We start from the raw sequence: 12,241 nt of genomic DNA on the forward strand, positions 1-12,241 counted from the left end.
CGACCGGCACTCCGTTTTACTGCAGGCCCAGCAGAAACCGCCCCGTGAAAAAGGTGCTGTTCACGAACACGCAAAGGCACACGAAAGCGACCAGGCGGTACAGCCACAGCGCTTCCGGCTGCCGGGCCAGCGTGGCCGTGCGCTTCAGTAGCCGCCAGGCGGCCCACAGGTTGAGCAGACCGAGGGCAAAAGACAGGCAATGCACGAGGGCGAGGGTACTCATAGTGGGCCAGTAAGGCTGCAACTACGCCTTTTTACGCCCGGCTTTCAAGCCGACTGCTCGTCTTCAGGGCGACCAGGCTCAACCTGCTGGTAAACCGGCAGCTCGTAGAACGGGCGCAGCAGGCGAATCACGTCCAGGGCGTCGGCTACGGCCTGGTGGGCCACGGTCTGGTCGGCAAACTTTGCGCGGGCCTTGCAGATGCTCATGGTGGGCAAGCGCGTGTCTTTGCGCCAGTTCAGGTAGAAGGCAGCCGGGTCGAGCAGGGCGGGCTCGGCGCGCACGAGCCCGCCCCAGCCAGGCAGCTGCCGCAGAAACAGCAGGTCAAACGAGCCGAGGTTTTTGCCCGCCAGCGTCACCGTTATGCGGTCGTGCTTGTCGGGCCGGAAGCCCTGCGCCAGCAGCCAGGCGCGCAGCTGGGGCAGCAACTCCTGGGCCGTGCAGATGTCGGGCTGGTCGGCTTCGCTGTCGGCCAGCTCCCGCAGCAGCCGCGCGTTCAGGGCCAGGGCGCCGGCGGTACCCACGTACTCGGCGTGGCGCACGGCCCGCCGGAACGTGGGCAATTCATCCAAGGGCAACAAGCGCTTGGTGTCTTCCACCACCGCGGCCAGCTCAATGATCTGGTGCCGCTCGGGGTTGTTGCCGGTCATTTCAAGGTCGAGGGAAACGTAGCGCATAGCCGGCAGAATACGCAAAAGGCCGCCCGGGTGCCGGGCGGCCTTATCAATCCATTCGCAGTACCAAAAGTTACTCCACCACCACGCGCCGCGTTACGGGGCCGTCGGCATAATCCACGCGCAGCAGGTACACCCCACTGGGCAATCCTGCTACCGACAGCTGCTGGGTTGGCGCAGCCGTAGCCGCCTGCTGCCGCAGGCATTGCCCAACGGCGTTGTACACACTGATCTGCCGGGGCCGGGCCGCCGCCTCCAGGCGCAGATACAAGGTAGCCCGGGTAGGCACCGGCCAAACCGCAAAGTCAGCTGAAGCCTGCGCGCTACGGGCGGGTAGCACATGGGCATCAAGGAAACTGGCTACGCCCACTGCACGGTTTTCCAACGCTCGGGTAAACGCGCCCACGGCCAGAAGGTGACCGTTAGGCCCGATGGCCACGTCGTTTACCTCACCGTTCATTTTAGGATTGAAGCCCACGTCGGCTTGGCCGGTAGGCAGCAGGCGCACCCAGCCTATTTGCCCACCGCCCAGCAGAATCCGGCCGTTGGGCTGCATAACCAATGATTTAATCGTGTACTGCTCGGTGTAGATAGACGAGAACGGTACGGGGGCGGGCAGGCTGGCGCTAAACCCCGGGTCGGGCGCTCCGCTGGCCAGCAGGCGAGCTACCCGGGGCGCCGCGCCGCTGCTGCTCGGGTATTGGTCGGCCACGATAACTCCGCCGTCGGGCTGCGCAGCCAGCCAACTGGCGGTTGGCTGGCTGGCAAAGGGATAGGGCGTAAATGCGGGGTCGGGCAGCCCCGACGGCAGCAGGCGCTTCACCACGTAGGCCGGCGTACCGAGGGCGTCTTCGTTCAACCGGCCCAGCACCAGTATCCGCCCATCGGGCTGCACTTCAAACCGGCTTACGAAATCGTTGGCCGGCTGCGAGCGGAAGCTGCGGTCCAACGCGCCGTTGGGCAGCATGCGCCACAGCTTGCGCAGCGTTCTGCCACTGGCCACCGAGTCGCCCAGCAGCATAATGCTGCCGTTGGGCAACACCCTGAACTGCTCGGTACCCAGCACAAAGTTGTCCAGCACGAAAGCCGGGTCGCTGGCCCCGTTCGGCAACAGCCGAGAAAGGCGCATATCGACGCTGCCCATCTGGTTTTCGAGGCTCAGGACCAGCACTTTGCCATCGGGCTGCACCTGCACGTTGCGCACGTAGTCGCCGGTATTGCCGGGGTTGAACCCCGGGTCTACTGCGCCGGTGGGCAGCAGGCGCACCAAGTTCTTCCGGTCAACTCCGTTCACGGCGGTGAACAAGCCACCCACCAGCACCGCGCCATCGGGCTGCCGCGCAACCGCGTTACCCACGCCCTTTTTCAGCAGGGTGGTGGTGAATCCCGCGTCAATCAGGCCATTGGCTTGCAGCAGTACGGCGTCGCCCTGCCGGCCGGGCGGCGCAATGCCCCGGCCGGCCACGAACAGCTGTCCGTTGGGTCGCACCGCCACCGTGTTGAGCGTGCCCTGGGATGCGCCGAGGCTGCCGCTGCCTACCTGAAAGGCCGCGTCTTTGCTGCCATTGGGGTTGAGCTTTACCAGGGATGGGTCGCCGGAAAACCGGTAAGCATTCGGTACCAGAATCTGCCCGTTGGGCAGCACCACCGGGTCGGAGAACTCGCGGGGGTCGCCGAAAAAGGAAAAGCTCACGTTGCCTTCCAGCTGGAACTGCGGATCCAGGGCGCCGCTGGGCAGCAGCCGCACCAGGGCTTTGCCGTTGGTTATCGGGAACAGTGACCCGACCAGCAGCTTGCCGTCGGGCTGCAGGGCCAGCACTTCAGGCGTCGAGCCGGCGCTGATGCTGAACGGCGACGCCAGCGAGTTATCAATGCTGCCGCTGGCCTCCAGGCGCACCAGCCCCTTCAGGTTGTTGTTGGTGAACCGCCCCGCCACCACGATTTTGCCGTCGGGCTGCACGGCCAGGCGGGTAACGGCCTGGTTGAAGGCAGGGGCGAAAAGGTGTTATCGATGCTGCCGTTGGCCAGCAGACGTACCAGGTAATTCCGGCCGCTGCCGTTGTAGTCGGTGAAATTGCCCGCTACCAGCAGCTGGTCGTTAGGCAGCGCGGCCGTAATAAACCCGGTAAGCCGTACCGACGCACTCCCCGCGTTGAAGCCGGGGTCGGGCGTCCCGTCGCTGTTGAGCCGCAGCAAATCCTGCCGGGTGACGCTGCCCAGCTTCAGCGGCCCCTCGCCGATAACCAGCAGCTTGCCGGAGGGCAGCTGCCGGGTAGCCACTACCATCCCTTGCAGGCTGGCGGCGTTGGTGTTGAAAGCGTGGTCGAGGCTATAGTCGGCGTGGTAGCGCACCACGGGACCCACGGGCATTTGATTGGCCCGCACAAAGCCGCCCGATACCACCAACTTGCCGTCGGCTTGTTGCATCACGTGCTCGACCTCACTGGCCTGGGTGAGTTCGGTGGCCTGAAAGGCCGGGTCCAGGGTTTGCGCCGCGGTGGCCGTGGCTCCCAAACCCAGCCATAGGCCCGCAATAAAGCGTAAAGGTGTGTTCATTAATTGCCTTTGGTGAGAATACTTTGCCGCAAGATAGCCACGGGCCGCTGCGCTCGTGCGGGCCTGCTCACCGAGTTCTTGTTTACTTCGCACTTATGTCCGACGCCCCCAAGAAACTCTTCCTGCTCGACGCCTTCGCGCTGATTTACCGCTCGCACTTCGCCTTCAGCAAGAACCCGCGCATCAACTCCAAGGGCCTCAACACCGGGGCCATCCTGGGCTTCACCAACACCCTGGTGGAAGTGCTGCAAAAGGAAAAGCCCACCCACCTGGGCGTGGCCTTCGACGCGGCCAAGAAAACCTTCCGCCACGAGCAGTACGCCGACTACAAGGCCCACCGCCAGGCCATGCCCGAGGACATCGGCCTGGCCATTCCCTACATCAAGCAGATCATCAAGGCCTTCCGCATTCCCATCCTGAAGGTCGACGGCTACGAGGCCGACGACGTTATTGGCACGCTGGCCCAGCAGGCCGAGCGCGAGGGGTTCGAGGTGTTTATGATGACGCCCGACAAGGACTACTGCCAGCTGGTGACCGAACACATCAAGCAGTACCGCCCCGCCTTCATGGGCAACGCCGCCGAGGTGTATGACGTGGCCCGGGTGCGCGAGAAGTTCGGCGTGGAGCGCGTGGAGCAGGTCATCGACATCCTAGGGCTGATGGGCGACGCCTCCGATAACATTCCCGGCATTCCCGGCATCGGCGAGAAAACGGCGCGGGCGCTCATCGAGCGGTTTGGCTCGGTGGAAAACCTGCTGGCCAACACCGACCAGCTCAAGGGCAAGCAACGCGAAAACGTGGAGCAGTTTGCCCAGCAGGGGCTCATGAGCAAGGAGCTGGCCACCATCCACACCTCGGTGCCCATTGCCTTCGAGCCCGAGCAGCTGATTGTGGACAAGCCCGACGAGCAGCAGCTCACCAGCTTGTTCGACGAGCTGGAGTTCCGGCAGCTGGCCGCCCGCATCCTGAGTGACGCCGGCGCGGGCCGCCGCGAAGGGGCTACCACCGGCGGTACCCGCGGCGCCCGCCGCCCCAAGGTGGGCGGCCCGGCCGGTCCCGGTTTGTTCGACGCGGCCGACGATGCCCTGGCCCGCGCCGCCGAGGGCGCCGATGCCGACGACATCGAGCTGGGCACGCCCGCCGGCAGCGGCCCGCGCCGCACCATCGACGACGTGGAGCACCACTACCATCTGGTAGACAGCCCCGGCGCCCGGCGCAGCCTTGTGCAGTTTCTGCTCAAACAAAAGGAAGTGTCGTTCGACACCGAAACCACCGGCCTCGACACCATGACGGCCCGGCTGGTGGGCCTCTCGTTCTGCTGGCGCGCGGGCGAGGCCTACTACGTGCCGGTGCCCGCGGGGCCCGACGAGCAGGAGGCAGCCCAGGCCATCGTGGACGAGTTCCGCCCGTTTTTCGACGCCGCGCACATCACCAAGGTCGGCCAGAACATCAAGTACGACCTGAGTATTCTCAAGCACTACGGCGTGACCATGCGCGGGCCCTTGTTCGATACCATGCTGGCTCACTACCTGCTGGAGCCCGACATGCGCCACAACATGGACGTGCTGGCCGAAACCTACCTGCACTACTCCCCCATCAGCATTCTGGAGCTGATCGGGCCCAAGGGCAAAAACCAGAAAACCATGGCCGACCTGCCGCCCGCCGAGGTGTCGGACTATGCCTGCGAGGACGCCGACGTGACGCTGCAGCTCAAGCACGTGTTTGAGCCCCGCCTGGCCGCGCAGGGTTTGCTGCCGCTACTCAACGACGTGGAAAACCCCTTGGTGCCGGTGCTGGCCGACGTGGAGTACGAGGGCGTGCGCATCGACGCCGGCGCCCTGGCCGACTACTCCGTGACCCTGCAGGGCTACATCAGCGAGGTGGAGGAACAGATTTTCCGGGTGGCCGGGGAGCCGTTCAACATTGCCTCGCCCAAGCAGCTCGGCGAGGTGCTGTTCGACCGCCTGCAGCTGGGCGGCGGCAAAATCAAGAAAACCAAGACCGGGCAGTACGCCACCGGCGAGGAGGTGCTGAGCGTGCTGGCCCTGGAGCACCCCATTGCGGCCATGATTCTGGAGCACCGCCAGCTCACCAAGCTCAAGAGCACCTACGTGGATGCGCTGCCGCAGCTGGTGTGCGCGCTGGACGGCCGCATCCATACCTCGTTCAACCAGGCCGTGACGGCCACCGGGCGCCTCTCCAGCACCAACCCCAACCTGCAGAACATTCCCATTCGCACCGAGAAGGGCCGCGAAATCCGCCGCGCTTTCGTGCCGCGCGATAAGGACCACATCCTGGTGGCGGCCGACTACTCGCAGATCGAGCTGCGCATCATGGCCTCGTTCTCGCAGGACCCCACCATGATCGAGTCGTTCCGCCAGGGGCTCGACATTCACACCAGCACGGCCAGCAAAATCTTCGGCGTCGCGCTCGACCAGGTCGACTCCGACATGCGCCGCAAGGCCAAGACGGCCAACTTTGGCATCATCTACGGCATTTCGGCCTTCGGCCTAGCCCAGCGCCTGAGCATCGGCCGCAAGGAAGCTACCGACCTGATTGAGGCCTACTTCCAGGAGTTTCCGGCCGTGAAGCAGTACATGGACGAGAGCATCCGCAAGGCCCGCGACCTGGAGTACGCCGAGACGCTGCTGGGCCGCCGCCGCTACCTGCGCGACATCAACTCGCGCAACGCCACGCTGCGCGGCTACACCGAGCGCAACGCCATCAACGCCCCCATTCAGGGCACGGCCGCCGACATCATCAAGGTAGCCATGATCCGCATTCACGACTGGCTGCTGGAAGAAAAGCTGGGCACGCGCATGATTCTGCAGGTACACGACGAACTCGTGTTCGACGCGCCCCGGGAGGAAGTCGAGCTGATTCAGCCCCGCATCCGCGAGCTGATGGTCAATGCCCTGCCCATGCAGGTGCCGCTGGAAGTGGAAATTGGCACCGGCGAAAACTGGCTGCAGGCCCACTAAGGAGTTAACTATCAGCAACGCAGCCTTTAGTGGGTCATGCTTCGCCGAGCGGGCGCCGGAATAAGCATTACGGGCTTTTCTGCACGCTCACTGCTGAACGAGTGCTTAACGCCCGGCGGAAAACCTGCCGCCGTCCTCGTCCGTCTGTCGGGCCGGGGCGGCGCTTGGTTTGGCATATACTTCCGGCGCACCGCGAACATCCGGCGGCTCTGCCGGCTTATACCCTGCGTATGCTTACTGCTTCCGATACTTTCAGCGCAGACTACGACGTAGCCGTCATCGGGGCCGGCCCGGTGGGGCTGGCCTGCGCCCTCGAAATTCAGCGCCGCGGCCGGCGGGTGGCCGTGTTCGACAAAGGGGCGCTGGTGAATTCGCTGGTGGGCTACCCCACCAACATGGAGTTTTTCTCCACGCCCGAGCTGCTGGAAATCGGCGGCTACCCCTTTCCCACGGCCCACTACAAGCCCATCCGGGAGGAAGCCCTCGACTACTACCGCCGTGTGGCCGAAGCCGAAAAGCTGCCCCTGCGCCTCTACGAGCGCGTGACGGGCCTCGCGGGCGAGGCCGGCCGCTTCGAGCTGCACACTTCGCGCGGCACGGTGCCGGTGCGCGCCGTGGTGGTGGCCACCGGCTTTTTCGACGTGCCCAACCGCCTGGGGCTGCCGGGCGAAGACCTGCCCCACGTGAGCCACTACTACAAAGAGCCCTACGCGCACGCCGGGCAGCGGGTAGTGGTGGTGGGCGCCAAAAACTCCTCGGCCAAAGCCGCGCTGGCCCTCACCCGCGCCGGCGCCCGCGTGACGCTGGTGGTGCGCGGCGCGGCCCTCAGCGAGTCGGTGAAGTACTGGATCCGTCCCGACTTGCTCAACCGCATTGCCGAAGGGCGCATCACGGCCCTGTACAATACCACACTGCAGGCCATTACGCCCGACGCGGTGCAGGTACTGGGTCCCGACGGCCCCCAGGCGCTGCCGGCCGACTTCGTGTACGCCCTCACCGGCTACCGCCCCGACTATGCCCTGCTCGCGGCCCTGGGCGTTGCCTGCCAGTCCGACGAAGCCTGCACCCCGCACTACGACCCCGAGAGCTTCGAAACCAACCGTCCGGGCGTGTATCTGGCCGGCACCGTATGCGGGGGGTTGAACACCAGCCGTTGGTTTATTGAAAACGGCCGCCACCACGCCCAGGTCATTGCCGGGCACCTGGCCAGCCGCCCTTAACAACGACGTTGCCCGCTGCTCCGGGGCGGAACAACGGGCAACGCCGCTCAATCGTGCCGACCTTAGCGCTTGACTAAGGTGAAGGTGTGGGTGTAGGTTACGCCGTCGTCGCCTACCTGCTCGCCGCGCAGCCGCAGCGTGCCGTTTTTCAGCTCCAGCAGGTTGTAGGTGTTGGCATCTTTGCCGTTGAGTTGGGTGCGCAGCACGGTTTCGTTGTCGGTGAAGGCCCAGGTGCCGGGAGACGACTGCGGCCCGCTGCCGCACTTGCTGGCGCCCTCGTCGAGGAAATAGGCGTTGGGCCGGTCAAACTGCAGCACGTCGTCCCGGTCGCAGGGGCGCACGTGGGGAAATAGGTCGGTGGTCAGCTGACCATTCATTTCCATGGCCGGGCTTACGGTATGGGCGCTCAGAATCCAGTCACTGTCGGTGAGCAGGTCGGTTTTGCTGGGCTCGGGGTCTTTATCCTTTTTGCAGGCCGACAGCGCCGCGGCAGCAGCCAGAGCCCACACCAGGGGCAGACGGAGAGTTTTCATAGCGGTAGGAGTTGAGTGGTTGCGGAAGACGCTGCAATCTTACTTACCTATCACCTGAAAATCTGCCGCTTAGCTCAACACAAGTATGTTAGGGCAAAAAGGCCGCGCCTACCCCGGTAAACAAATTTTTCTTTAATGCATCACATCTATATGCCATATGCGGCCGCGCAGCCTATGCAGCCGCCGGCCCGGCAGTAGCCAACTCCTGGGCAAGCAAACGGGCCGCTCCTGCCCGAAAGCAGAAGCGGCCCGTTGCGAGGCCGGCGGCCGGGTTCCGGTTAGGGAATCAGCACGCCGCGGTAGGCATTGGCATTCACGAAGGGTACCGACGAGCCATACTTGGCATTGATGACGCGAATCATCTCGTTGGCAATAACGGCGTAGCCGCGGGGCGTGGGGTGCACGCCGTCGAGCGAGAACAGGTTGCCGGTAACGAAGTTGGCAGTGTTGCGCACGCCGTTGGTGGCGAAGCCACCCTGGGCTACCTGGCCGAAGAACACGTTGGCGTCGAAAATAGCCAGGTTCTTGGCGTTGGCCTTGTTGCGCAGGATGTTATTGTAGTCCGTAGTGGTAGCCTGCGCTACGGCCTGCTCGGTTTCGTCGAGCAGCAGCGTAGTGGGAATGGGGTTGCCCGCCGTCACGCCGAAGGCCTGCGTGGTATCAATCTGCTGGCTCAGCAGGAACAAAGACAGGGGCACGCCGGGCAGGTTGGCACGCACCTGGTTGTACACGTCGCGCCAGGCTTTGCCGCCGGGCTGACCTACCGTGGCCAGGTAGGGCGCGGCCGTGAGCGTGAACAGCTGGCGGCCGCCGGTGGCGTCGCGGATGTCCTCGCGGGGCACCACTTTGCGCGCAATCGGGCCGGTGAGCGAGAAGCCGCCGGTGGTAGCCACCACGGCCGGCACGTTGAGGCGGGTGAGCGTGCGACGGAACGTGGGGCCTACCGTGGTGAAGAACGGAATGTTGGTCACGTCGGGAATGGTAGCTACCACGCCCTTGGCGCCGTTGGCGGTCAGGTCGTCGATGATGCCGCTGTTCAGGGCTTCAAAGGCGGCCGGCGGCGTTACGGGTACCAGGCCGCCCGAGGTGGCGTAGCCCAGCACGTCGTTGTTGCCCAGCCAGTAGGTGAAGAAGGTCGGGGCCGAGGCCGCTACCCGCTGCCGGTAGGTCTGGTTGCTGTTCGAGGGGCTGATGCGCTCGAAGAAGGGGTTGAACACCGGCGTGGGGCTCACCGGGGTGCCGCCCGTGCTGGCTACGTTGCCGTAACCCACCGTCTCGATATCGGACATGCGGATGCCGGGCACGCCCAGGTTGTTGATGGGGTCAGCAAACCGGGTGTAGATCGGCAGTTGCGGGTTGGTGCGTGTGTTTACTACGCCGCGCACGGCCAGGTTGGTGGTAACCGGCGCCGTAATGGGCGAGGGCTCGGCCGGCGGGGCCGGGGTGGTGAAGCCCAGCAGGCGCAGGTAGCCCGAGCCGTTGAACTGCACGTCGTTGAAGTAAGGCTGCGGGAAGGGCCCGCCGCCCACCTTGCTGAACTGCCCGGCCAGGATGTTGGGGTAGGAGTTGTACTGGCCTTCGCGCGACAGACCACCGTCCATCTGGCCGGCCGTCAGCGAGTTGCCCACGGCTACGTACTTGGTGAAGTCAGCCGTGCCGCGGTCAGCCTTGGGGGCGTCCAGCTCGGGCTGGCAGCTACCCAGGGCCAGCCCAAGCAGGGCCAGCGCCGGGGTCGATTTTTTCAAAAGCGTATGCATGAGTTGCAAGTCGAAAAGCCCAGATTAGAAATTGTAGTTCAGCCCGATGCCCGGAATGACGATGTTCGTCTTGTAGGTGCCGGCAACGCGGTCGGTGACGTTGTTGTTGATCAGCTCCTGCTGGGTCTGGGTGCGCTCCTGAATGCGCACGAACTGCGTGGAAAGGTCGACGCCGAACTTCTCGCCGAACTTGTACGACAAGCCCACGGTGCCCGAAATGCGGTCGGCATCGGGGGTTTCGGGGGTCACGTAGCCGTCTTTCACCGGCGACATGTCGTAGCTGCCGCCGGCGCGCACGGTCAGCGCGTCGGTGAGCTGGTACTGGCCGCCGAGGCGGAAGGTGAAGGCATCCTGGTAATCACGCACCGACGAGCTGGTGTTGGAGCCGTTCACGGGCTGGTCGAAGGTAAACTCCAGCTTTTCGTAGGCGCTCCACTGCACGTAGTTCACGTCGAGGCCCAGGGTCAGCTTTTCCAGGGGCGTGAAGCCCAGACCCAGGGTGGTGGTAGCCGGCAGGGGCAGCATCACGTCGAACTTGCTGGCGCCGAAGTTGCTGCGCACCACCGGGCTGCTGGGCAGGTTGGTGAAGGTCACGTCGCCGCCCTTCACCACCGCGTCGATCTTGGAGCGGTAGCTCACGCCCACGCTCAGCTTCTCGGTAGCCTTGTAGAACACGCCGGCGTTGAAGCCGAGCTTGGTGTCGGCCTTGCCGTCGAGCTCGATGTGGCCGTAGGTGCCACCGCCGTTGGGGTTCTGCACCGGCAGGTCGCGCTGCAGGTTCACGGCGCCGTAGGCAAACACTACCAGGCCCGCGCCCACGCTCAGCTTGTCGTTGACGGCGTAGCTGGCGGTGGGCTGCACGAAAATCGACTTCAGGTCAATTTCCGTCAGCGCAAAGCGGCCTTCCCAGCCGTCGGCGTAGTCGAGCTTGCTGCCGAAGGGCGTGTACACGGCAATGCCGGCTTTCCACTTGCCTTCCGTTGGGCCAAACCCGGCGTAGAGGTTGAAGGGCGTGGTCACCGTGTTGTCGAGCGTGCGGGCGCTGTTGTCGTACTGGGTGCCGGCGTACTGGCCGCGGAACACCGAGCGCGCCATCGTGGCGTTGACGCCCACCTGCACTCCCCGCTCGCGCACCATCGCCAGGGCGCCGGGGTTGTAGAACATGGCCGCCTGATCGAGGGCCAGACCGGCTCCAACGCCACCCATGCCGTTGTTTTTCTGCCCGGCCAGGGTTACCTGGAATCCGCCCGCCTGCGCGGCCGTGGCGCCCAGCAGCGCGCCCCCGGCAAGGAGTAGAGATTTTAGAGTCATACTCGGTGAGTAAGGGAAAAAAGGGTTGTGTGAGCTAAATGTAGCGGAAATTTCCCCAGAAAATGGCGGCATGCCGACTACTTTTCGGTCGATGCGAAATCCGGGCTCCGGCGGGCAAAGGTAAGCTACTCCCGGCCGGTTGCGGCATCGTCGTCGTCGGCGGAATTTACCACCCGCCGGGTGCGCAAATTGTAGTGCTGGCCGGCCACCAGCAGGTGCACCCGCAAATCCTGCCCGGCCACCGGCTCGCCCCGCCCGATGCGGCCCAGGTTGTCGCCGCGCAGCTTCTGGCCATCCACCACCATCATCACCCCGTCGCCGAACACCTCGGCCTGGTGGCCGCGGCGGATGATGACGCCGGTTTCCTGACCCAGCCCCAGCCCAATGGTGGCCGGGTGCTGCAGCACGGCGTGGGCCAGCCGCCCGAAGCGCCCGCGCTCGGCAAAGTGCTGGTCGATGATGAGGTGGGGCAGCAAGCCCAGCCCCGGGGCCGTGTGCAGACCGCCCTTGGTGAGGGCGCGGGCCCCGTGGCCGCCCACAATCATCTGCGAAGGCATTACCGAGGCGCCGGCGCTGGTGCCGGCAATGATAAAGGCCTCGTCGTGCTGGTAGCGGCGCTGCAGCACCTCCAGGGCGGGCGAGTGCAGCCAGTGCTCGGTTATCAGCTCCTGGTCGCCGCCGGTGAAGAACACGGCCCCGGCTTCTTCGAGGCGGCGCAGCGTGGCGGGCCGGTCGCCGGGAAAGCGCGCATCCACGCGCAGGTGCTGCACCTCGGCGCAGCCCAGCTCGCGCAGGGCTGCCACGTAGGCCGTGCCGGTGCGCACCGGGTGGTTGGTGGCTGCCGACGAGATGACCTCCACCGGCCCCACGCCGGCCGACAGCATTTCGCACAGCAGCACCAGCAGGGCGTCGTCGTCGCCGCCACCGAGGGCCAGCAGGGTACCGAGGGGATGCTTCGCGGAAGACGCCATGAGCCAACAGAATAAAGG

The 12,241-nt window shown here is 65.1% G+C and carries 10 protein-coding genes; 2 read left to right on the forward strand and 8 right to left on the reverse strand.

Annotated features, from left to right (window positions below; all coding sequences use genetic code 11):
- Positions 1-16: 16 nt before the first annotated feature.
- The 4 genes from ACE191_RS12415 to ACE191_RS12430 form a co-directional block, all read right to left on the reverse strand.
- Positions 17-223, reverse strand: coding sequence for a hypothetical protein (locus ACE191_RS12415; protein WP_400192548.1), 207 nt, complete (start codon positions 221-223; stop codon positions 17-19).
- A 44-nt stretch (positions 224-267) separates the two neighbouring features.
- Complete coding sequence (locus ACE191_RS12420) at positions 268-897, reverse strand: exonuclease domain-containing protein (RefSeq protein ID WP_400192549.1); 630 nt, start codon at positions 895-897, stop codon at positions 268-270.
- Positions 898-967: 70 nt separating this feature from the next.
- On the reverse strand, positions 968-2,854 hold the full coding sequence (locus tag ACE191_RS12425) for a T9SS type A sorting domain-containing protein (protein WP_400192550.1): 1,887 nt from the start codon (positions 2,852-2,854) through the stop codon (positions 968-970).
- The gene (locus ACE191_RS12430) at positions 2,800-3,450 is read right to left on the reverse strand and encodes a delta-60 repeat domain-containing protein (RefSeq protein WP_400192551.1); all 651 of its coding nucleotides are present in this window, start codon (positions 3,448-3,450) and stop codon (positions 2,800-2,802) included. Before ACE191_RS12430 ends, ACE191_RS12425 begins: the two co-directional genes overlap by 55 nt.
- Before the next feature lie 95 nt (positions 3,451-3,545).
- On the opposite strand from ACE191_RS12430, the gene polA reads away from it, so the two are divergent.
- Entirely contained in the window at positions 3,546-6,431 is a 2,886-nt protein-coding gene (polA, locus tag ACE191_RS12435; RefSeq protein WP_400192552.1) for a DNA polymerase I, read from the forward strand.
- Positions 6,432-6,661: 230 nt separating this feature from the next.
- Complete coding sequence (locus tag ACE191_RS12440) at positions 6,662-7,651, forward strand: YpdA family putative bacillithiol disulfide reductase (protein WP_400192553.1); 990 nt, start codon at positions 6,662-6,664, stop codon at positions 7,649-7,651.
- A 62-nt stretch (positions 7,652-7,713) separates the two neighbouring features.
- Here the strand turns inward: ACE191_RS12440 and ACE191_RS12445 are convergent, their stop codons facing one another.
- The 4 genes from ACE191_RS12445 to ACE191_RS12460 form a co-directional block, all read right to left on the reverse strand.
- On the reverse strand, positions 7,714-8,184 hold the full coding sequence (locus ACE191_RS12445) for a hypothetical protein (protein WP_400192554.1): 471 nt from the start codon (positions 8,182-8,184) through the stop codon (positions 7,714-7,716).
- 278 nt (positions 8,185-8,462) lie between these two features.
- Positions 8,463-9,941, reverse strand: a complete 1,479-nt coding sequence (locus tag ACE191_RS12450; RefSeq protein WP_400192555.1) for an SGNH/GDSL hydrolase family protein — start codon at positions 9,939-9,941, stop codon at positions 8,463-8,465.
- A 24-nt stretch (positions 9,942-9,965) separates the two neighbouring features.
- A complete protein-coding gene (locus ACE191_RS12455) occupies positions 9,966-11,252 on the reverse strand; it encodes an OmpP1/FadL family transporter (RefSeq protein WP_400192556.1) in 1,287 nt (428 codons plus the stop codon).
- Positions 11,253-11,377: 125 nt separating this feature from the next.
- Entirely contained in the window at positions 11,378-12,223 is an 846-nt protein-coding gene (locus tag ACE191_RS12460) for a cyanophycinase (RefSeq protein WP_400192557.1), read from the reverse strand.
- Positions 12,224-12,241: the final 18 nt, after the last annotated feature.

Source organism: Hymenobacter sp. B81, assembly GCF_044628455.1.
GTDB lineage: Bacteria > Bacteroidota > Bacteroidia > Cytophagales > Hymenobacteraceae > Solirubrum.